The sequence below is a fragment of the Acidaminococcus timonensis genome (assembly GCF_900106585.1).
Taxonomy (GTDB): Bacteria; Bacillota; Negativicutes; order Acidaminococcales; family Acidaminococcaceae; genus Acidaminococcus; species Acidaminococcus timonensis.
Map to the genome: position 1 here is coordinate 40,532 of NZ_FNWH01000006.1, position 20,366 is coordinate 60,897.

20 protein-coding genes are annotated in these 20,366 nt (G+C 57.9%); 16 read left to right on the plus strand and 4 right to left on the minus strand.

Annotated elements, in window-relative coordinates; all coding sequences use genetic code 11:
• Positions 1 to 127: 127 nt before the first annotated feature.
• Positions 128 to 1,657 carry a ribonuclease Y gene (rny, locus tag BQ5462_RS04125; RefSeq protein ID WP_071143303.1) on the plus strand — a complete coding sequence of 510 codons (1,530 nt, stop codon included), beginning with the start codon at positions 128 to 130 and terminating at the stop codon, positions 1,655 to 1,657.
• Positions 1,658 to 1,804: 147 nt separating this feature from the next.
• On the opposite strand, the gene BQ5462_RS04130 is transcribed toward rny, so the two are convergent.
• Complete coding sequence (locus tag BQ5462_RS04130; RefSeq protein ID WP_071142172.1) at positions 1,805 to 2,365, minus strand: ECF transporter S component; 561 nt, start codon at positions 2,363 to 2,365, stop codon at positions 1,805 to 1,807.
• Positions 2,366 to 2,532: 167 nt separating this feature from the next.
• Between BQ5462_RS04130 and BQ5462_RS04135 the strand changes: the two genes are divergently transcribed.
• From BQ5462_RS04135 to BQ5462_RS04165, 8 genes are all read left to right on the plus strand, one after another.
• Positions 2,533 to 3,123 carry a hydrolase gene (locus BQ5462_RS04135; protein ID WP_071142173.1) on the plus strand — a complete coding sequence of 197 codons (591 nt, stop codon included), beginning with the start codon at positions 2,533 to 2,535 and terminating at the stop codon, positions 3,121 to 3,123.
• A gap of 90 nt (positions 3,124 to 3,213) precedes the next feature.
• A complete protein-coding gene (udp, locus tag BQ5462_RS04140) occupies positions 3,214 to 4,002 on the plus strand; it encodes a uridine phosphorylase (RefSeq protein ID WP_071142174.1) in 789 nt (262 codons plus the stop codon).
• 5 nt (positions 4,003 to 4,007) lie between these two features.
• Positions 4,008 to 5,231, plus strand: a complete 1,224-nt coding sequence (locus tag BQ5462_RS04145; RefSeq protein WP_071142175.1) for a phosphopentomutase — start codon at positions 4,008 to 4,010, stop codon at positions 5,229 to 5,231.
• A complete protein-coding gene (locus BQ5462_RS04150) occupies positions 5,228 to 5,863 on the plus strand; it encodes a hypothetical protein (protein WP_076978289.1) in 636 nt (211 codons plus the stop codon). Before BQ5462_RS04145 ends, BQ5462_RS04150 begins: the two co-directional genes overlap by 4 nt.
• Before the next feature lie 108 nt (positions 5,864 to 5,971).
• A complete protein-coding gene (locus BQ5462_RS04155; RefSeq protein ID WP_071142176.1) occupies positions 5,972 to 6,757 on the plus strand; it encodes a ZIP family metal transporter in 786 nt (261 codons plus the stop codon).
• Between the two features lie 150 nt (positions 6,758 to 6,907).
• Positions 6,908 to 8,545 carry a hydroxylamine reductase gene (gene hcp / locus BQ5462_RS04160; RefSeq protein WP_071142177.1) on the plus strand — a complete coding sequence of 546 codons (1,638 nt, stop codon included), beginning with the start codon at positions 6,908 to 6,910 and terminating at the stop codon, positions 8,543 to 8,545.
• Entirely contained in the window at positions 8,538 to 8,708 is a 171-nt protein-coding gene (locus BQ5462_RS11230; protein ID WP_159429670.1) for a hypothetical protein, read from the plus strand. Before hcp ends, BQ5462_RS11230 begins: the two co-directional genes overlap by 8 nt.
• An 18-nt stretch (positions 8,709 to 8,726) precedes the next feature.
• Positions 8,727 to 9,092, plus strand: a complete 366-nt coding sequence (locus BQ5462_RS04165; protein ID WP_071142178.1) for a DUF488 domain-containing protein — start codon at positions 8,727 to 8,729, stop codon at positions 9,090 to 9,092.
• Between the two features lie 122 nt (positions 9,093 to 9,214).
• Here BQ5462_RS04165 and BQ5462_RS04170 read toward each other — a convergent pair whose 3' ends face one another.
• Both BQ5462_RS04170 and BQ5462_RS04175 read right to left on the minus strand, forming a co-directional pair.
• Positions 9,215 to 10,051 (minus strand): alpha/beta hydrolase family protein, encoded by an 837-nt coding sequence (locus BQ5462_RS04170; RefSeq protein ID WP_071142179.1) that lies wholly within the window; start codon positions 10,049 to 10,051, stop codon positions 9,215 to 9,217.
• Entirely contained in the window at positions 10,041 to 11,330 is a 1,290-nt protein-coding gene (locus tag BQ5462_RS04175) for a dicarboxylate/amino acid:cation symporter (RefSeq protein ID WP_071142180.1), read from the minus strand. Before BQ5462_RS04175 ends, BQ5462_RS04170 begins: the two co-directional genes overlap by 11 nt.
• Positions 11,331 to 11,557: 227 nt before the next feature.
• Here BQ5462_RS04175 and BQ5462_RS04180 point away from each other — a divergent pair, with 227 nt between their 5' ends.
• Positions 11,558 to 12,355: an MBL fold metallo-hydrolase gene (locus BQ5462_RS04180; protein WP_071142181.1), complete on the plus strand. Its 798-nt coding sequence runs from the start codon at positions 11,558 to 11,560 to the stop codon at positions 12,353 to 12,355.
• On the opposite strand, the gene BQ5462_RS04185 is transcribed toward BQ5462_RS04180, so the two are convergent.
• On the minus strand, positions 12,316 to 13,269 hold the full coding sequence (locus BQ5462_RS04185; protein ID WP_071142182.1) for a LysR family transcriptional regulator: 954 nt from the start codon (positions 13,267 to 13,269) through the stop codon (positions 12,316 to 12,318). The two genes, BQ5462_RS04180 and BQ5462_RS04185, sit on opposite strands and share 40 nt — an antisense overlap.
• 807 nt (positions 13,270 to 14,076) lie before the next feature.
• Here BQ5462_RS04185 and BQ5462_RS04190 point away from each other — a divergent pair.
• The 6 genes from BQ5462_RS04190 to tsaA all read left to right on the plus strand — a co-directional run bounded on the left by BQ5462_RS04190 (position 14,077) and on the right by tsaA (position 20,314).
• Positions 14,077 to 14,655, plus strand: a complete 579-nt coding sequence (locus BQ5462_RS04190) for a biotin transporter BioY (RefSeq protein ID WP_012937770.1) — start codon at positions 14,077 to 14,079, stop codon at positions 14,653 to 14,655.
• 1 nt (position 14,656) lies between these two features.
• On the plus strand, positions 14,657 to 15,937 hold the full coding sequence (locus BQ5462_RS04195; RefSeq protein ID WP_083378063.1) for a thiolase family protein: 1,281 nt from the start codon (positions 14,657 to 14,659) through the stop codon (positions 15,935 to 15,937).
• Positions 15,873 to 17,186 (plus strand): AMP-binding protein, encoded by a 1,314-nt coding sequence (locus tag BQ5462_RS04200; RefSeq protein ID WP_071142183.1) that lies wholly within the window; start codon positions 15,873 to 15,875, stop codon positions 17,184 to 17,186. Before BQ5462_RS04195 ends, BQ5462_RS04200 begins: the two co-directional genes overlap by 65 nt.
• A gap of 152 nt (positions 17,187 to 17,338) precedes the next feature.
• Positions 17,339 to 18,808 carry a hypothetical protein gene (locus BQ5462_RS04205; protein ID WP_071142184.1) on the plus strand — a complete coding sequence of 490 codons (1,470 nt, stop codon included), beginning with the start codon at positions 17,339 to 17,341 and terminating at the stop codon, positions 18,806 to 18,808.
• A gap of 160 nt (positions 18,809 to 18,968) precedes the next feature.
• Positions 18,969 to 19,613: a YSC84-related protein gene (locus tag BQ5462_RS04210; RefSeq protein ID WP_071142185.1), complete on the plus strand. Its 645-nt coding sequence runs from the start codon at positions 18,969 to 18,971 to the stop codon at positions 19,611 to 19,613.
• The gene (gene tsaA, locus BQ5462_RS04215; protein ID WP_071142186.1) at positions 19,613 to 20,314 is read left to right on the plus strand and encodes a tRNA (N6-threonylcarbamoyladenosine(37)-N6)-methyltransferase TrmO; all 702 of its coding nucleotides are present in this window, start codon (positions 19,613 to 19,615) and stop codon (positions 20,312 to 20,314) included. The genes BQ5462_RS04210 and tsaA overlap by 1 nt, the downstream gene beginning before the upstream one ends.
• Positions 20,315 to 20,366 lie beyond the last annotated feature (52 nt).

A 20,366-nucleotide genomic window follows, 5' to 3' on the forward strand; every position in this document is an offset into this window, starting at 1 on the left:
ATACTATAAAATATTTCTGTCCAATCGCGTTCATTGGGTGTAAAGGCGACCTCTGGTTGCCTTCTTTGTTGTATGAAGAGGATTGTATGAAAAATTCGCAAAAGAGGAGGTGCTCATCATAGATCCCATTAGTGTACTCGTTGCTGTAGTCCTTTGCGCAATAGGCGTTGGTGGCGGTTATCTCGCTAGAAAAAACGTAGCAGAAGGTAAAATCGGGTCGGCAGAAGAGAAAGCCAAACAGATCCTGGAAAACGCCCGGAAAGCGGGAGAAGCCCGGAAAAAAGAAGTTTTACTGGAAGCGAAGGAAGAAATCCATCGTCTGCGTTCCGAAATGGAACGGGAAAATAAAGAACGGAGAGCAGAACTCAGCAAGAACGAACGACGTCTGGTCCAAAAGGAAGAAAACGTCGACAAAAAAATGGATGCTTATGAAAAGAAGGAAGAAAAACTTCTGGAACAAAGCAACCGCCTGCGGGAAGCCCAGGCCAAAGTCGATGCCCTGTACGACCAGCAAACGGTGGAACTGGAACGGATTTCCGGTTTGACCAGTGAAGAGGCAAAAAAAGAACTTCTGGACAATGTCCGGGAGGAAGTGAAGCACGACAAGGCTCGCCTGATCAAGGAAATGGAACAGGAAGCCAAGGACACGGCGGACCAGAAGGCACGGGAAATCATTTCCCTGGCCATCCAGCGCTGTGCGGCAGACCAGGTGGCAGAAACCACAGTGACGGTGGTACCCCTGCCCAACGATGAGATGAAAGGCCGGATCATCGGCCGGGAAGGCCGGAACATCCGGACCCTGGAGACCCTGACCGGCATCGACCTGATCATCGATGATACGCCGGAAGCGGTGATCATCTCCGGCTTCGACCCGGTGCGCCGGGAAGTGGCCCGGATCGCCCTGGAGAAGCTGATCAACGATGGACGGATCCATCCGGCCCGGATTGAAGAGATGGTGGAAAAGGCCCAGAAGGAACTGGACCAGAAAATCAAGGAAGCCGGGGAACAGGCCACCTTCGAGGTGGGCGTCCATGGCATCCACCCGGAACTGCTGAAGCTGCTGGGCCGGTTGAAATACCGGACCAGTTACGGGCAGAATGTCCTGCGCCATTCCATCGAAGTGGCCCATCTGGCAGGCCTTATGGCCGCCGAACTGGGCGTGGATGTGAACTCCGCCAAACGGGCCGGGCTGCTGCATGATATCGGCAAAGCCGTGGACCATGAAGTGGAAGGGTCCCATGTGGACCTGGGTGCGGAAGTGGCCAAACGGTATCATGAATCCGATATCGTGATCAACACCATCATGAGCCATCACGGCGACTGCGAACCCACTTCGGTGCAGGCGGTGCTGGTATCGGCTGCTGATGCCATCTCGGCTGCACGGCCGGGGGCACGGCGTGAAACCCTGGAAACGTATCTGAAACGGCTGACACGATTGGAAGAAATCGCCGAGTCCTTCGACGGTGTGGAAAAATGCTACGCGGTCCAGGCTGGGCGGGAAATCCGCATTATGGTGAAACCGGATAAGGTGGACGACGACGATGCCACCATCCTGGCCCATGACGTGGCCAAGAAGATCGAAGAGGATATGGAATATCCCGGTCAGATCAAAGTGGTCATCGTACGGGAAACCCGTGCTGTGGATTACGCGAAGTAAGTGTAAAAAAGGACCCTCGCATTTTTGCGGGGGTCCTTTTTTTAGTGAGTAGTGAGTAGTGAATGGTGGCCCAATAAAATCATTTGTACAGTTTTTATGCGTAGGGACGGCTCATGAGGGACGTCCCAACCCAGGTCTGAAGGTTTTTTATATCCGGATGCTTTTTTCTGCCACCTTGTACAGGATTACTGTGAGCACCACGGAGACCACGTTGCTGATGGCCATGCTGACCGCACAGTTCAGGGCGCTGATATAGGCCACCTGTCTGGGCAGGCCCAGGATGAAGAACTTGAAGCTGAACCGGATCAGGGGTTCGGTCACCACGTTCACCACGGACCCGAAAATGGCGGCCACAGCCACGGCCTTCAACTTGGCCCTGTCATCTGTGAGGCCATCCAGGTGGCACAGGTGTCGGGCCGCAAAAGCCGTGGACCAGCCCAGCAGGAATTTGGCCAGGAAGGTGGGCGGCGCCGAGGTGGTGTAGCCGGCCAGCAGATCAGCCAGGGCCAGGCCGATGGCACCGGACAGGGCCCCATATTTGGCCCCCAGCAGCAGGGCAGACAGCAGGATGAAGGCATGGCCTACATAGATTTTTCCGGTGAGCCCCAGACCCATGGGGATCTCGATCCGGAGATAGGAAAAGCAGGCAAAGGCCAGCGCGGCAAACATGCCTGCCAGGGTCAGTTTGCGGATCTTGTTTTCAGGCAATGGTATCAACTCCTTATAGCTTTTTATTATAGAGGGAAAAGTCCAATGGGAAAATGCACGGTTTGTACGATTTTTTTACCGAATCGTGCCTTTTCTTTTCATTCTGTTTCTCTAATCCCTGACTGTTGTGCTATACTATGGAGTATGATGCGGAAGGAGAGACAGTTATGGCCAATACGAGAGAAGAAGCGTGGGAATTGCTGAAAGAATATAACAAGGAACCGTTCCATCTGCAGCACGGGCTGACGGTGGAAGGCTGTCTGCGGTATTTTGCCCGGGAACTGGGCTACGGGGATCAGGAAGACTTCTGGGGCATGGTGGGCCTGCTCCACGACCTGGATTACGAAAAATATCCGGAGGAACACTGCCGGAAGGAAGCCCAGATCCTGAAGGACAGGGGCTGGGACGAAAGACTGATCCACGCCGTGGCCAGCCATGGCTGGCCACGCTGCAGCGATGTGGAACCCACAGAAGAAATGGAAAAGGTCCTGTATACGGTGGATGAACTGTCCGGACTGATCGGGGCAGCAGCCCTGATGCGTCCCAGCAGGAGCGTACAGGATATGGAAGTGAAATCCCTGAAAAAGAAATTCAAGGACAAACACTTCGCTGCCGGCTGCAGCCGGGACGTGATCAAACAGGGCGCCGACATGCTGGGCTGGGACCTGAACAAGGTGTTCGAACAGAGCATCCTGGCCATGCGGTCCTGTGAGGACAGCGTCCGGGAGACCATGGAAAAAGAAGAAGCAAAGGCATAATTCGCCGGGGAAACGGGACCTTGAATCAGGGTCCCGTTCTTTCGTATAATATAAGATAAAGAAACAAATCGAAGCCAAGGAAGTGATGGTATGGCACATTATGCAAAACCTGACGAAATCCTGTATCATACCCAGTTGTCCCGCACTCTTCTCATGGGGGCGGATACAGCCCTGCTTCCCGGGGATCCGGGACGGGTGCGCAGCCTGGCGGAGGCCATGGGTCCCACGGTGGATCTGACCAGCCACCGGGAATACACCAGCTGCCTGACCCAGGTGCAGGACAAACCCATCCTGGTGTGCTCCACCGGCATGGGCGGACCCTCCACGGCCATTTGTCTGGAAGAACTGGCCCGCATGGGCATCAAACGGGTGATCCGGGTAGGGACCACCGGCTCCATCCAGGACGACCTGGAACTGGGGGACGTGGTGATCATCAAGGCGGCGGTCCGGCTGGAAGGGACCAGCAGACACTATGCCCCGCTGGAATTCCCGGCGGTGGCCGACTTCGAACTGACCCAGCTGCTGGACTATGCAGCCCGGGTGGAGAACGTGCCCCATCAGGTGGGCATCTGCTGCAGTTCTGATACGTTCTGGCCCGGCCAGGAGCGGTACGACAGCTTCACCGGCTATGTACTGCGCCGGTTCCAGGGCAGCATGAAGGAATGGCAGCAGCTGGGAGTCACCAACTATGAAATGGAAACGGCAGCCGTGTTCGTCACCGCCCAGGCCCTGGGTCTGAAGGCCGCCAGCCTGTGTGGCGTGGTGGCCAAGCGGACGGAAAGCGAAAGCATCGCTTCACCGGAAATCTACCGGCTGGCTGAACATCGGTTCCAGACCATTGTGAGACGTGCTTTGAACGAACTTTTGGCAAGGGAGTGAGAATCATGAAACGCGCAATCATCCTGATGATGGATTCTTTTGGTATCGGCGGGGCGGAGGATGCCGCCCGTTTCGGGGACCAGGGAGCGGATACCCTGGGCCATATCGCCGGCTGGTTTGCCGGGGAAAAAGCGAAAGATCCTTCCCGGCACCTGCTGCATCTGCCCAATCTGGCCAAACTGGGGCTGGGGCTGGCCTCCCGGATGAGTACCGGCCACGTGCTGACGCCGTCCATCGGGTCCTCTGGCCCCTTGAAAGGTGCCTACAGCTATGCACGGGAAGTGAGCAGCGGCAAGGATACCCTGAGCGGTCACTGGGAGCTTACGGGGGTACCAGTGATGTTCGACTGGGGCTATTTCCCCGACAAGCCCCACTGTTTCCCGAAAGACATCATCCAGGGTCTGATTAAGGAAGGGAACCTGCCCGGGGTGCTGGGTGAAAAGCATGCCTCCGGTACGGTGATCATCCAGGAGCTGGGTGAGGAACATATGAAGACGGGGAAGCCCATCGTCTATACCTCTGCCGATTCAGTGCTGCAGATTGCGGCCCATGAGCGGACCTTTGGTCTGGAGCGTCTGTATCAGCTGTGCGAAATCGCCTACAGGCTGGTACAGCCCTACCACATCGCCCGGGTCATTGCCCGCCCCTTCGTGGGGGAAAAGGCCGGAGAATTCACCCGCACCGGCAACCGGCACGATTATGCGGTACCGGCACCGGAACCCACCCTGCTGGATGCCGTGTACGAAAAAGCCGGCGGGGTGTATGCCATCGGCAAGATAGCAGATATCTTCGCCCATCGGGGCATTACGAAAGCCTGGCATGCCACCGGCCTGGACGCCCTGTTCGACGCCACCCTGGAAGCCATGGAGGAAGCCGGCGACCGGAGCCTGGTCTTCACCAACTTCGTGGATTTCGATTCCACCTACGGCCATCGCCGGGATGTGGAAGGCTACGGGGAAGGACTGATGCTCATTGACCGGCGGCTGCCGGAACTGATGGCAAAGCTCCAGCCCGGCGACCTGGTGCTGGTGACGGCGGATCATGGCTGCGATCCCACCTGGAAGGGTACGGACCATACCCGGGAACATGTGCCCATGCTGTTCTTCGGACCGGAAGTGAAACCAGGGACCCTGCAGCCCATGAGGACCTATTCCGATGCCGGACAGATTTTGGCCCATCATCTGGGGCTCAGCCTGAAGCGGGGAAATTATCAGAAGGTGATCCAATGAAAACGTGGAAAAAATGGTTGATGCTGGTGTGCTGCCTGCTGGGCAGCCTGCTGATGATGGGACCGGCCCGGGCGGCAGAACAGGCACCGGCTGCAACGCAGACACCGGGAGCAGTCGCCACGGAGGCAGATCCCCTGCACCGGAAGCAGATTGCTTTTGTAGTGTATGACCGGACCGGGGAAGCCACAGATTCCATGAAAGCCCTGTGGAAACGCCAGGTGCGGCAGGCCTATCCCCGGGCCCAGTACGAATTCCTGCCCGATCCCCAGGCGGCGGAAGCGGCCAACGCAGTATTGGGCCAGAGCGGCGCCGTGGACGAGACCGTAATGGACCAGATCGCCGACAAAGCGGGGGCCAGTGTGGTGGCCATCCTGGTGGTGCGGAATATGGAAGAATACTATGTGGAACCCCTGTTCCTGGCCCCCTGGGATGACGACGGCCCGGACACCTACCTGCGGGTGATCACCGGGGCCGACATGTACATGTATAAGAAGGACACGGGCAAATTCCTGCAGAAGAAACTGCGGAAAATCGAGACGAAGGACGTGGCCCTGTCCGTCCATCCCCAGACCGAGATCCAGTACGCTCTCAGCAACCTGGCCATGAAGATGGAGGGGAAGGAACAGATTTAAGGGCGTGTGAGAAACTCACACGCCAGGCACGAGTCACGAGTCTCTAGTTACTAGCCGAAGGATGCCAGCTGACGCTGGCTTTGAACGAATCGCTGAAAGGAGGGCACCATGTTCAGTACTGCTGTGTGGCAGGGGATCCTCATTCCCTTTGCCGGTACCAGTTTGGGCGCGGCCTGCGTCTATGTGTTGAAGGACCAGCTCCACCAGAATGTCCAGCGGGGCCTTACCGGTTTTGCGGCCGGTGTAATGGTGGCCGCCTCCATCTGGAGCCTTTTGATCCCGGCCCTGGAGGAAAGTGCCGGGCTGGGGTCATGGGCGTTCCTGCCGGCTGTCATCGGCTTCTGGGGCGGCATCCTGCTCCTGCTGCTGTTGGATGAATTGATTCCCCACCTGCACCTGAACAGCGACCAGCCGGAAGGCCCTCACACCCATCTGGCCAAGACCACCATGCTGCTCTTGGCGGTGACCCTGCACAACATCCCGGAGGGGATGGCTGTGGGGATGATCTACGCCGGGTATGTGACCAATCCGGAGGAAATTTCCCTGGGTAGTGCCCTGGTCCTGTCCCTGGGCATCGCCATCCAGAACTTTCCGGAAGGGGCCATCATTTCCCTGCCGTTAAAAGCAGGGGGCATGGGACGGCATAAGGCGTTCCTGGGCGGGGTTCTTTCCGGAGCCGTGGAACCCATTGCGGCGGCGGGGACCATCCTGGCGTCCCGGATCATCGGCCACCTGCTGCCCTATTTTCTCAGCTTTGCGGCTGGGGCCATGCTGTACGTGGTGGTGGAGGAGATGATCCCGGAAATGTCCGAAGGGGAGCATTCCAATGTGGGGGTGCTCACCTTCGCATTAGGGTTTACCGTCATGATGACGCTGGATGTGGCATTGGGATAAATATGATTCAGTTAGTACAAATTTTTGTGTTTTTTTCTTTATGTGTTGTTTGAACAACGGATTTGCTGCTCTGCTTTGGCTATAATAGAGCCATCGAGTGAGAAACAAATCCTTTGAATAAAATTTTCTTGAAGAAAAGGGGAGTAACGAATGGAAAACAAGATGTTCTGCTATCAATGTCAGGAAACCGCCGGCTGCAAAGGCTGCACCATCGTGGGTGTCTGCGGCAAGAAGCCGGAAGTGGCTGCTATGCAGGATCTGCTGATCTACGTGACCAAGGGTCTGTCCGCTGTGACCACCGCTCTGCGGGCTGCCGGAAAGAACGTTGACCGCAACGTGAACCATCTGGTGACTGTCAACCTGTTCACCACCATCACCAACGCCAACTTCGACCGGGAAGCCATCATCGACCGGATCAAAGATACCCTGAAAGTGAAAACTGACCTGCTGGCTCAGCTGGGTGACACCGCTGACCTGCCGGAAGCTGCTCTGTGGAACGGTGCTGAAGCAGAATTCGATGCCAAAGCCAAGACCGTGGGCGTACTGGCTACCGAAAACGAAGACATCCGTTCCCTGCGCGAACTGATCACCTACGGCCTGAAAGGTCTGTCTGCCTACAGCAAACATGCCAACGTATTGGCCCAGGACGACGAAGAAGTGGATGCTTTCATCCAACGCGCTCTGGCTGCTACCCTGGATGATACCAAATCCGTGGACGACCTGGTTGCCCTGACTCTGGAAACCGGTAAATACGGCGTACAGGGCATGGCTCTGCTGGACAAAGCCAACACCACGGCTTACGGCAACCCTGAAATTACCACTGTGGACATCGGCGTGCGCAAGAATCCGGGCATCCTGATTTCCGGTCACGACCTGAAAGACCTGGAAATGCTGCTGGATCAGACCCAGGGCACTGGCGTGGATGTATACACCCATTCCGAAATGCTGCCGGCTCATTACTATCCTTTCTTCAAGAAATACAAGAACTTCGCCGGCAACTATGGGAACGCCTGGTGGAAACAGAAGGAAGAATTCGAAAGCTTCAACGGCCCCATCCTGATGACCACCAACTGCATCGTTCCTCCGAAAGACAGCTACAAGAACCGTCTGTGGACCACCGGTGCTGCCGGCTATCCTGGCTGCAACCATGTAGCTGCTGACGAAAACGGGCACAAGGACTTCAGCGCCCTGATCGAACAGGCCAAGACCTGCCCGGCTCCTACTGAAATCGAAACCGGTTCCATCGTGGGCGGCTTCGCTCATGAACAGGTCTTCGCCCTGGCTGACAAAGTGGTCGACGCTGTGAAATCCGGCGCCATCAAGAAGTTCGTGGTCATGGCTGGCTGCGACGGCCGTATGAAGAGCCGTGAATACTACACGGAATTTGCCAAAGCTCTGCCGAAGGATACCGTCATCCTGACCGCCGGCTGCGCCAAATACAAATATAACAAACTGAACCTGGGCGATATCGGTGGCATTCCCCGTGTCCTGGATGCCGGTCAGTGCAATGACTCCTACTCCCTGGCTTTGATCGCTCTGAAACTGAAGGAAGTCTTCGGTCTGAAAGACATCAACGACCTGCCTCTGGTATTCAACATTGCCTGGTACGAACAGAAAGCAGTCATCGTTCTGCTGGCCCTGCTGTACCTGGGTGTGAAGAACATCCATCTGGGACCCACCCTGCCGGCCTTCCTGAGCCCGAACGTGGCCAACGTCCTGGTGAAGAACTTCGGTATTGCCGGTATCGGCACGGTAGAAGACGACATGAGACTGTTCTTCGGTGCCTGAGATGATTAAACTGTACGATCCGGACACCTGCCCATGCAAGAATTTCGACTGCCCCCGGTATAAGGACTGTGAACCCTGCATCGAGTTCCATCACAATTCCGACCGCTACCCTCTGACGGCCTGTGAACAGGTGGCCGAAAAGGAAAAACGGCAGGCGAAATAACAGAAAGAAGGCTTTTCCATGGGAAAGCTGCAAGTGAAACGGATTTATGAAGCTCCGGAAGAAACGGACGGCAGCCGGGTCCTGGTGGACCGGCTGTGGCCCCGGGGCATCAAGAAGGAAAAGGCAGAGCTGACCGCCTGGGAGAAAGCCATCGCTCCCACAAACGAACTGCGGAAGGCGTTCGGCCATGATCCGGAAAAGTTCCCGGCCTTCGCCCAGAAGTATGAGGACGAGCTGGAAAAGAGTCCGGAAAGTGGTGCCTTTCTGGAAAAAATAAAATCGTTCCTGGATGCCGGCAACGTAACGCTTCTCTACGGTGCCAAGGATCCGGAACACAACAATGCGGTGGTCCTGAAAGAGTGGATCGAAAAAAAGGAGCTGTGAGCGAATCACAGCTCCTTTTATTTTGCCAGCGTAGCTGGCTTCCATCGGCTAGTGACTAGAGACTAGGGACTAGTGACAGGGTGTGAAAAGTATTTTTTCACACCCCATTTTTATGCTCGGAATCAGTCTTCCACGACTTCCTGGATCCATTCGCCCATGGTCTGGATGAGCTCCAGACGGGCGTTGTCCAGGCCGTGGTTGGTATCCAGCAGCACTTTTTTATGATGGCTTTGGGTGGGCATGGCTTCCAGCTCTTGCCACAGGGGCTCGATCATCCATTCCGGCGGAGCCACCGTGTCCCGGCGGCCGCCAATGAGCAGCAGGTTCCGGTCCTGGAACCGATGGGCATTGGCGGTAAAGCTCCATTCGCTGGCGTGCTCCACACTGTCCTGCCACAGGTCTTCGAACCGGCCCACATGGAGCACAGCGGCGGCTTCCTCGAAGGCAGTCTTCAGGTCCTGGTGGGGGATGTGCTCCAGCCCGGCCTGGTGGTCGTAGGGACAGAAGGCGATGATGCCCCGCAGGAACGGCAGGTAGCGGGCAGCGTTCAGTACCGTGTTGCCTCCGTTGGAATGGCCGGCCAGGAAGATGTTCTTCGGGTCGATGTCATAGGCTTTCGCCACCTCTTCCCGGGCCCAGCGGGCCAGGGCAATGGCGTCCTGGATGCAGTGGGAGAAGGAGTAGATCCCCTCGCTGCCCCAGGCACCCCGGTGGTAGGGCCGGATCACCACACAGCCCATCCGGCGCAGGCACTGGGCCACATCGTCGTTGTTGTTGGTGCCGGGGATGCCGTGGCACAAAATCACCGCGGGATGGGGGCCTTCGTAGACCCCGGCTGGCAGATAAACTTCGCCCAGGATCCGGTCGCCGTCGATGGGCAGGTCCAGTTCCAGGGAGTCGGGCAGGGCGGCGTCACCCAGTTCCGGTTCTTCCAGCAGATAGCGGGCATCAATTTTCATGGACGAGAGCTTCCTTTCCGGGCAGATTTCCGTTGAGATTCTTTTTATACCAGTCTTTGCCGTAGAAAATGCGGCTGATCATCATGGACACCACCGTATCGCCGCAGGAGTTCAGCAGGGTGCACCCGGGGTCGAACAGCTCGATGACCATGAGCAGGATGGGGAACGCGCTTTCCGGCAGGTGGAACACGGAGACGATCATGGTTTCACCGGCTGCACCACCACCGGGTACGGAGGAGGTGGCTACGGATGCGCACACGCCCAGGAACAGGGCCAGGATGAAGTCGAAACCGGCCAGAGGATGGCCGAACAGAGCCGTGGCCAGCACTTCAGAGTACACCACAGCGATGCAGGCACCGTCCATGTGGCAGGTAGCGCCCATGGAAACCACCACCGAAGAAATCTCCCGGGGCACGCCCAGCTTGTCGCAGGCTTCCATCTGCAGCGGGATGGTGGCGGCGGAGGAACGGGTACCCAGGGCGGTCAGGGCCGGAGCCAGGATGACCTTGAAGTAGTTCCGAACGCCCCAGCTGCCGGCGGCCAGCCAGGCGTAGAAGCCCAGGAACACGAAGAAGTAGACGAACACCACGGTGTAGAACACAGCCATGGCGCTGCCGTACGTCTTCAGCAGGTCCACGCCGTAGGTGCCGGTCAAATCGGCGAAGTAGGCGCCCAGGCCGATGGGGGCGGCTTTCATGAGGATGGCTACCATCTTGTAGCACACCAGGCTCATGGCGTTCATCCAGTCCACCACCGGTTTGGCCGGTTCGCCGATCATAGAGACGCAGATGCCGAAGAAGATGGTCAGGATAATGAGCGGCAGCACGTGGAAACGGGAAATCAGGAGCGGCAGGTCGCCCACCGTCAGGGTGTTGACAATCTGGTCCGCGATGGTCACCGGTTTCCCGGCGGCGGCACCAGCGGCAGCCGTGGGCACACTAAAGGACGTGGGCACCCCGGTGAAGTGGGTCACCAGCAGGATCAGGCCGCCGGAGATGGTGGCCGTGATGATGAAGATGATCAGGGTGTAGCCGATCATCTTCCCCACCTTGCCCGTATCCTTGGTGTTGGCGATGGAACCGGCGATGGAGAAGAAAATCAGAGGAACGATGAGGCAGAACAATAAGTTCAGGAAAATCTGGCCGATGGGCTTCAGGAACGCGGCCTTGGGCCCCAGTTGCAGTCCCAGGATGGCGCCCAGGACGCAGAACGTGATCAGGATGATGGGATCCCGGTAGTTGGCCAGTGTGGACCGGGATTTGCCGTTTGCGGCTGTCATACAAATCTCCCCCTTGTATAAAATGGATTATGAAGATATGAACAAATTATAGAACTTTACTGTGGTAAATTCAAGAATTTGTGAAAAATATGTACTGACAACCAAATGGTTGCGGACTACATGGATTTCTGTTCTTTTCCTGCCAGCGCCTCTCCCTGTATAATGAACACAACGAAACGAACCAAAGAGCAAGTTGCCTTGAGAAGGCCTTTTAGGAGGTAGATCATATGAAAATCGAACAGATCCGCAACGCAACCAATAAGATCCAATTCGGGGACAAAACATTCCTGCTTGACCCCTGGCTGGCGCCGCAGTATGGCATTGGCACGGTTGCTACCATTCCCGGCCATCCGTTTACGGTGCCGGATCCGGTGAAGGAGCAGATCCCTATGCCGTTATTCGGTCTGCCGGAATCAGTGGAATCCATCCTGGCCGGCGTGGACGCCTATATCCTGACCCATATCCATCCCGATCACATCGACATGGATATGGCCCAGGGGACCATCGGTGCTCCTCTGGACCACAGTCTGCCGATCTTCACCCAGGATGAAGCCGATGCGGCGGTCCTGCGGAAATCCGGCTTTACGGATGTCCGTCTGCTGACGGCAGAAGGCGTCTCTTTCGGGAACGTGACGCTGCATCGCGCTCCGGCCCGTCACGGTCTGGTCAAGGCATCCTGTGAAGCCTGCGGGGTGGTTTTCGAGGCAGCCGGCGAAAAGAAACTGTACGTTACCGGGGATACGGTCTGGTATCAGGGCGTCCAGGATACGCTGCTCCAATACAAGCCCGATGTGGTGACGCTGAACGCTTGTGCTGCGGAACTGGTGGGCTTCGGCCGTCTGATCATGGATGACGAAGATGTGGATTGCGTCCACCAGACTCTGCCGGAAGCGAAGCTCTTCCTCACGCACTTTGACAATGTAGCCCATGCTTCCATTACCCGTATGGAAATGCGCGGCCGTCTGCAGAAGCGGGGCATCACCGATTACGATATGCCGGAAGACGGGGAGACTGTAGAATATTGAGCTCCTGGCCAGGCAATCTGATCTTTGCCATGGGCTGGGATCCAGTCCAGCAGAAATTGCCGGAACTGGCGGGCGCTTTTCCGGGGCAGGGTATTCTTCAAGGTGACCAGATAGAGCTCCGAGCCCGATTCGGAAGCGTCCAGGGGACGGACGGCGATGTCCGGGGCGGGATGCAGCAAATCCATATAGTCGTAACCGATGGAGATGACCCCTTCCTTCCGGATCAGGTCCAGAGCGATGGTTTCATCCGACGTTTCGGCAAAAATATCCACGGCGATGCCGGCACCCAGAATCTTTTCATCCATATGGGTGCGGAAACAGCGGTACGCCCGCCCCTTGCTGATGATTTTCTGACCTGCCAGATCCTGGTAGGTCAGTTTTTCTTTGCGTGCCAGCGGATGATCGGCGGCCATACGGAAGCAGAAACGGGAATAGAACAGAGGGCCAGCGGTAAAACGGGTGCTGTCGATGGGACCGGTGGTGATGGCGAAATCGGCTTCCTGCGCAAGCAGGCCGTTGAGCGCTCCTGTATCCGTACTTTCCACCGTACTCAGGATCGTATGGGGGAACGCTTTCCGGAAATCCCGCAGGAAATCCGCAGACAGGTATTCCAGGACATGGTCCAGTGCATACAGGGTGACCACGTTCTGCTTCTGGCCGGCCAGGGTGTTCATGCCGGTGATGCACGCGTATTCGTCCAGCAGGTTCCGGGCATGGGGAATCAGAGAAAACGCAAAATCTGTAGGTTCCAGCCCCTTTTGGGAGCGGTGGAACAGCGGTGTCCCCAATTCGGTTTCCAGGTCCCGGATCATTTTGCTGACGCCCTGACGGGAGACAAAAAACCGGTCCGCCGTCTTTTGCATGTTTTTTGTTTCGCAGCAATCGAGAAAATATTGTAGCTGTTTCTGGTTCATGACCATCCCTCCTGCCGTGCCGTATTTTCTCTATGATACCATAGTTACCGGGAAAGAGAGGGTGTTTCCACGCACTTTTGCACCCACCGGCCCATTCTTGGTTCACATAACGGGCATTGATTTTCATGGAAAGGCCTCCTCTTTGTTCAGATGCCTTGATTATACAATTTCCGGAACGTCGGCAGGCTGCCTGACCGGAAAGATAGGGAGAAAATAAGGAACCATTTGCGTTAACCTGCTTGTAAAAACAGTTGAACAGAAAACAAAAATCTGCTACGCTTATACGTATTATGAAAGAAAACATGGATGGATACATCAGGGGCCTGGGTGCGTTCCAGGGTCCCGCTTACGACAACAGCTATATCGGCCGGCTCCATTACCGGCGCTTCCAGACGGCAGGACCGGAAACCCGGTTCACAGCCCGGTGCCGGCGGCAGCGGAAGAATTATCAGCAGCTGCTGGTGGAAGGCTGGGAACGGGGTGAACAGGTGGGCTGGCTCCAGGCGGAGCTGCTCTTTTTTGCCCAAAAGGTAAACCATAGTGAAAAAATAGGTTTACAAAAAGCAGAAGATGGAAGCCTGGAAGGCTATACCCCCTGGCGGAGTTTTTCGTCGGAGGAACTGCGGGCCTTTGCCCGGGTTACCGGAGACACGAATCCTATCCATCTGGGTGTGGATCCGGTGGTCCAGGGGTTATTGCTGTGGCGGAGCCTGTTCGAACAGCTGGGAGAACCGGAGCGGTTCCATATGGCCTTTTACGTTCCCGTCCATGCGGGAAACATGATCTATATCAGGGAGGAAGAAAAGAATGAGCGAAATGAGAGAGAATTTGCATCCATCTGCGGCCGCAGTGACCGGCCAGCGGGAACAGGTACGGGTGATGACGGCCAGTGCGGTCTGTGTCGCGCTGCTGGCCGTCTCGGCGTACATTTCTTTTCCGCTGCCTTTTACACCGGCCATGGTGACGGCACTGACCATCATGGTGAACTTGGTGGCCTTTGTCATGAAACCAAAACAGGCAGGGATCATCCTGGGCATCTACCTGCTGCTGGGGGCTGTGGGGGTGCCGGTGTTCGTGGGCGGTACGTCCGGGCTGATCAAATTGATCGGGCCTACCGGGGGCTTTAACCTGGGCTTTCTGGTGGCGGCCATCGCCATGAGCGCTGTGCGGGGCAACAGCCGTTCCTTCAAGAAACTGGTGGCCATCGGCATCTGCGTGGGCATGCCCATCATCTACATCGGCGGCTGCATCAGCATGTACGCGGTGGCCAAAGTGGGCGTGTGGAAGACTCTGGTCATGGCCGTGTTCCCCTTCCTGATCGGGGATACCCTGAAGGTGGTACTGGCTGCGTTCCTGGCCAACCGGCTGCAGCGGTACGGGTTCTGATATGGAGGGCCGTGACGTCTATCTGGTGGCCGGGCTGCGCAGCCACCTGGGATTACAGAATGGCATATTTAAGGAAGTTCCGCCGGAGAAGCTGGGCGCTGCCCTTCTCCGGCAGCTTTGCGTCCAGGTGCCGGTGGCCAGGGAGGCTCAGCTGGTCATTGGAGGCAACGCCGTGGGCAGTGGCGGCAACCTGACCCGGCTCATGGCCCTGGAGGCCGGGTTTCCGGTAAGTACCCCGGCCCTGACCGTGGATATGCAGTGCGCCTCGGCTCTGGCAGCGCTTTCCCTGGGGTACGGCCAGATCCGCGGCGGGCTGCTGGACGTGGTGCTGGCGGGGGGCGTGGAATCGTCCTCTATGCAGCCCCGGCGGGTGTACCAGCCCTGGGACGCGCGGTATACACCGGAAGGCTATATGACGGCCCAGTTCTCGCCCGATACGGACAGCCCCCGGACCATGCTGGAGGGAGCGGAGCGGACGGCTCAGGTGTACCGGGTGCCCCGGGAGGAGCTGGACCGGTGGGCGGTGCGCAGCCATCAGAAGGCGGCGGAGGCCCGGCAGAGCGGAGCCCTGGCGCCCTATGTGGTGAGCCTGTTCGGAAGTACCCGGGACGAGAGCCTGCGGCCCCGGATGAATGAAAAGCTGGCCAAACGGATGCCCACCCTGTTCCGGAAGGATGAAGTGGAAGCCCTGCTGACGCCGGAAGAACGGCAGAAGACGGAGAGTTGCACACCCACCCTGACGGCAGCCAATGCCTGCCTGACCCAGGATGGGGCGGCCTTTCTGCTTTTGTGTTCCGGCCGGCAGCTGGAAAAGTGGTCCCGGGAAGGACGGACCGTGGAACCGCTGGCCCGTATCGTCCATGTGACCATGGCAGGGGTGGAGCCCCGGTTCAGCCCCCTGGGAGCCCTGGCCGTAGGGGACAAGGCCCTGGAGGAAGCGGGGCTGACCGTCAGTGATGTGGATGATTTCGAATACAATGAAGCTTTTGCCGTGATTTCTGCCCTGTTTGCCCGGCGGCATCCGGACTGTGTGGACCGGTACCTGCCCCTGGGCGGGGCCCTGGCCTATGGTCATCCTTACGGGTGCAGCGGTGCCGTGCTAGTGATCCATGCCCTGGCGGCCCTGAAACAACAGGGCGGAAGGCGCGCTCTGTGCGCCATTGCCGGTGCCGGAGGGACAGGAGCCGCGGTGATCCTGGAGACAGGGGGAGGAACAGATGGATTATGCACAGTGGGTGGAGCATTGGGCTGCGGTGCAGCCGGCGAAACCTTTTTTCATTGAAAAAGACTGTCAGTATACCTATGAGGCTATATGCCGACAGATGAAGGCCTATGCCCGACAATTCCAGGGCCTGCCCCGTAACACCCTCCTGATTGTGCGGCAGGATCCGGTGGAGCAGCTGATTGCCTTCCTGGGCGCGGAAACAGCCGGCTGGGTACCGGTACTGGGCCATCCAGATCTGTCTCCTGCTGCAGCGGACCAACTCTGCCGGGTGCGGCAGATCGGCTGGATTGATGATGGCACCCTGCGGAAGGGGAATCCGGAGGCACCCGTACCGGCGCCGGAGGTGTGCATGGGGGTGCTCAGCTCCGGTTCCACCGGCCTGCCCAAGCTGATGTTCCGGACTTATGAAAGCTGGGCCGGGTTCATTCCGGCGCAGAACCGGGCCTTCCAGATCGACAGGGATACCCTGGCTTTTGTGGAAGGCAGTATGAGTTTCACGGGCAATCTGAGTGTGTGGTCCTCGGTGGTATACGCCGGCGGTACCCTGCTCATTGGCACCACTCTTCACAGCCGGCTCTGGGTGGAGACACTGGCCCGGTACCCGGTGACCCTGATCTACCTGGTTCCGGTAAAACTGAAGCTGCTGCTGAGATATCTGCAGCAGCCCTGCCGGACGGTGCGTACGGTGATGGCAGGGTCCCAGCTGCTGGAAGCCGGGGCAGCCCGACAGCTGAAATCCTTCTTTCCCCGGAGCCAGTTGTGGCTGTATTACGGGGCCAGCGAACTGGATTACATCACCTGGCTCACCTATGAAGAGCTGCTGGCCCATCCGGGCAGCGTAGGGCGCCCCTGTCCGGGGGTTACGGTGGAATGCCGGGACGGGCTTATTTACATCGACACTCCCTACCATGTGGAGGGGCTGGCCCAGCCCTGCACCCTGGGGGATCGGGGGTACTTCGATGAGGATGGATACCTGATTTTCCAGGGGCGGTCCGGACAGGTGGTCAACAAAGGCGGGCTTACCCTGAGCTGCTGCCGGGTGGAACAGGCCCTGCTCCAGACGGAAGGAATCGCTGATGCCTGTGTGGTACCGGTGAAGGATGAAAAGCGGGGAGAGGATCTGGGCGCCGCCGTGGTACTGGCCAAAGACGCCACATTGCAGCAGATACGCAGGGCCCTGAGGGAGCAGCTGCTCCCCACGGAAATCCCGGGGTACTGGAAAGTAATCGACGCGTTGCCATTATCGGCCGTGGGGAAGGTGGACCAGCGGAGAGTGGAAGAACTTTTCATGGGCCGCAAGCCATGAGCCACGGGCTGTTTTTTTGCCAGCGAAGCTGGCTTCCTTTGGCTGCCGACTGGTGACTATAGACTCGTGACTTCCCAGACTGTTCATTTGCGGCCCACCCCCTTTTTGCGATATACTATGTAGTAAGTCTACACACGAAAGTAGGGATTTTCATGAAAAGTTCTAAAATCTTAACCCTGGCCGTCATGGCCTCTCTGTTGTCCACTCCCTATGCGTGGGCAGCCCAGAAGACGGAGGCAGCTGCTGCCAAAGCGGCCCCTGCCCAAACGGAAACGGTACCCCATAAAAAAGTGAAACCGGCGAAAGCCGCCAAAGTTGAAACGAAAGCCAAAGCGGTCACATCCACGGCCGCGGAACAATCGGAAAAGGCTGTCACCACCGGCGCGGAAACTGCCACGGCTGCGGAACCCCTGCCTGCGGACAGCTACAGTGCCGCCAAACTGGTGAGCGGCGGTCCCAAGACAGCCCTGGCCGACAGCTATGCGTCCCTGAAACCGGATGAAAACGCCCTGTTGGTCAAGGATGGGGCGGAGGTGACCCTGTCCCACGGGGGCATCACCAAAAGCGGTGCTTCCACCGACGTGCTGGGCAGCAAGTTCCACGGCCTGAATGCGGCCGTGCTGGCAGCTGACGGGGCTCTTGCCATGGACGGATGCACCATCCGTACAGAAGCCGATGGGGCCAATGCCGTGTTTGCCACCGGCAGCAAGGGGACCATCAAACTCCACGATTCCAACATCCGTACCACCGGTACCAATTCCCGGGGCCTGGATGCCACGGAGGGCGGCAGCATTACGGCTGACAACATCAACGTGGGGACCACCGGCGTACGGTCTGCGGCCCTGGCCACGGAACCGGAGGGAGCCAGTGTTACCGTCAGCAAGAGCACCCTCAACACCTCCGGCGAAGGCAGTCCGCTGATTTACTCCAAAGGCAGCATCAAACTGAGCGAGGCAAAGGGCACGGCGGCCGCCAGTGAAATTGCCGTGGTGGAAGGCAACAATGCCATCCATCTGGAATATGTGGACCTGAGCGGCAACGGGACCCACGGGGTGATGCTGTACCAGAACAAGACCCGGGACAACGGCACCGACGGAAAGGCTCTGGGCAGGTTCTCCGTCAAGGGTTCTGCCCTCCGGAGCCTGAAAGAAGGGCCTCTGTTCTATGTGACCAATACGGCGGCCCGGATCTATTCGGAAATGACCACCATGCAGTATCTGGGCGGTACCCTGATCCGGGTGGAAGGCGGTCAGATCGGAGATGTGGCCAATAACGGCGGCGATCTGACCTTTATGGCCAACAATCAGGGCCTGTACGGCAATGTGTCCGTGGACGGGGCCAGCACCATCCTGATGGATCTGCAGAACGGCAGCCACTGGTCCGGGGCCATCAATACGGATCGGACGGCAAAAAAAGCCGATGTGAACCTGGATGCTTCCTCCAGCTGGTCTGTGACAGCCGACTGCTACCTGGATGCATTTACGGACGGAACTCCGTCCATGACCAATGTGAAGGGCAATGGCCATACCATTTATTACAATGCAGCAGCGCCCGCCAACAGCTGGCTGGGTGGCAAGACCTATGAGCTGCAGAACGGCGGGTATCTGAAGCCGAATCAATAATTCAATAAGAAGTCAGAGCGGCCACGCTGTGGCCTTTGAGATGTCAGATGTCAGCGAGTTGACAGAAAGTCAGACGGTCGGTTTTCTGGAACAAGCTGGCTTCTGACATCTTTAAGCCTGTCAGGACGGTCTGACATCTTACCAGGATGAGGTGATCTCTATGAAAAAAGCAAAAACGATGGCAGCGACGCTGCTGGCGACACTCACCTTGAGCGTTGCGTCTTTGGGGGCGGTACCGGCGGTGGTGCAGGCGGCTTCCGGGACGCAGCCGGCAGCGGCGGCCACGGTGACCAAAGAGGACAGGGAACGGGCGGAACTGCGGACCAAGACCTACCGGGCCCTGCTGGATCTGTACAAACGGAATCCCAAATCCCGTAAGGCCATCCAGAATGCGTTTGGGTATGCAGTGTTCGTGGATACCAGCTACAGCGCCGGCATCCTGGGCGGGGGCCACGGAAGGGGCCGGGCCATCAACCAGCACAGCGGCCGGGAAGTGTTCATGAAGATGGGAGAAATGAAACTGGGCCTGGGACTGGGCGTACGCCAGTCCAACATCATCTTCGTATTCGGGAACGAAGATGCCTTCAATTCTTTCATCACCAGGGGCTGGACCTTCGGCGGTCAGGCCGTGGCTGCGGCGGAAGACGGGGTCCATGGGGATTCCCTGGAGGGATCTTTCCAGGTGGCACCGGGCATGTGGATGTACCAGGTGACCACCAAAGGCCTGGCGGCAGAATTGTCCGTGAAAGGTACCCGGTTCTACGTGGATAAGGACCTGAACGTGAACACGGTGGTCAACCGGTGATGGACAATCCCAATCAGTCAGAAAACGGGCAGCTGATCCTGGAACCGGTGGCCTGGTACCGGGGCGACCTGCCGGACAAGTTCGGTCTGCCCCGGCAGAGCGGTCTGGTTCCCCAGTTGCAGGGCCATGTGGAAATGGCAGCAGGCTTCCGCCGTCCGGAAATGCTGCGGGGGCTGGAAGGCTTTTCCCATGTGTGGCTGGTCTGGGGCTTTTCCCGGAACCACACCTGGTCCCCTACGGTACGACCGCCCCGGCTGGGAGGAAATACCCGGCTGGGGGTGTTTGCCACCCGGTCGCCTTTTCGGCCCAACCCTCTGGGCCTGTCCCTGGTGGAGCTGGACCATATTGAATGGGAGGGACCCCAGGGACCCACCCTGTGGGTGAAGGGGGCGGATCTGATGGATGGGACCCCCATCTATGACATCAAACCCTATGTGCCCTATGCAGATGCCCGGCCGGAGGCCCGGAGCGGTTTTGCCCAGGGAGCGGACCGGACCCTGGAGGTGCAGATGCCTGCCGGGGAAGGGGAGAAACTGCCGGAGGAGAAAAGGGAGGCGCTGATCGGCATTTTGAGCCAGGATCCCCGTCCCCATTACCAGAAGGATCCCAAACGGGTCTACGGCCTGACCTTTGACCACTGGAACGTGAAATTCCAGGTGGAAGATGATACTGTCTACGTGGTCGCTATCGAGCTTTTATAAAGGGGATGCTTTGCGGCATCCCCTTTTTCGTAATTTATGCTATAATGAAAAC

Coding starts and splice junctions, on each gene's coding strand:
- BQ5462_RS04210 (WP_071142185.1), top strand. CDS start 18,969: ATGAAAAAAGCAAAAACGATGGCAGCGACGCTGCTGGCGACACTCACC.
- BQ5462_RS04195 (WP_083378063.1), top strand. CDS start 14,657: ATGGAGGGCCGTGACGTCTATCTGGTGGCCGGGCTGCGCAGCCACCTG.
- BQ5462_RS04135 (WP_071142173.1), top strand. CDS start 2,533: ATGGCCAATACGAGAGAAGAAGCGTGGGAATTGCTGAAAGAATATAAC.
- hcp (WP_071142177.1), top strand. CDS start 6,908: ATGGAAAACAAGATGTTCTGCTATCAATGTCAGGAAACCGCCGGCTGC.
- BQ5462_RS04180 (WP_071142181.1), top strand. CDS start 11,558: ATGAAAATCGAACAGATCCGCAACGCAACCAATAAGATCCAATTCGGG.
- udp (WP_071142174.1), top strand. CDS start 3,214: ATGGCACATTATGCAAAACCTGACGAAATCCTGTATCATACCCAGTTG.
- BQ5462_RS04150 (WP_076978289.1), top strand. CDS start 5,228: ATGAAAACGTGGAAAAAATGGTTGATGCTGGTGTGCTGCCTGCTGGGC.
- BQ5462_RS04155 (WP_071142176.1), top strand. CDS start 5,972: ATGTTCAGTACTGCTGTGTGGCAGGGGATCCTCATTCCCTTTGCCGGT.
- BQ5462_RS04175 (WP_071142180.1), bottom strand. CDS start 11,330: ATGACAGCCGCAAACGGCAAATCCCGGTCCACACTGGCCAACTACCGG.
- BQ5462_RS04185 (WP_071142182.1), bottom strand. CDS start 13,269: ATGAACCAGAAACAGCTACAATATTTTCTCGATTGCTGCGAAACAAAA.
- tsaA (WP_071142186.1), top strand. CDS start 19,613: ATGGACAATCCCAATCAGTCAGAAAACGGGCAGCTGATCCTGGAACCG.
- BQ5462_RS04165 (WP_071142178.1), top strand. CDS start 8,727: ATGGGAAAGCTGCAAGTGAAACGGATTTATGAAGCTCCGGAAGAAACG.
- BQ5462_RS04170 (WP_071142179.1), bottom strand. CDS start 10,051: ATGAAAATTGATGCCCGCTATCTGCTGGAAGAACCGGAACTGGGTGAC.
- BQ5462_RS04205 (WP_071142184.1), top strand. CDS start 17,339: ATGAAAAGTTCTAAAATCTTAACCCTGGCCGTCATGGCCTCTCTGTTG.
- BQ5462_RS04190 (WP_012937770.1), top strand. CDS start 14,077: ATGAGCGAAATGAGAGAGAATTTGCATCCATCTGCGGCCGCAGTGACC.
- BQ5462_RS04200 (WP_071142183.1), top strand. CDS start 15,873: ATGGATTATGCACAGTGGGTGGAGCATTGGGCTGCGGTGCAGCCGGCG.
- BQ5462_RS04145 (WP_071142175.1), top strand. CDS start 4,008: ATGAAACGCGCAATCATCCTGATGATGGATTCTTTTGGTATCGGCGGG.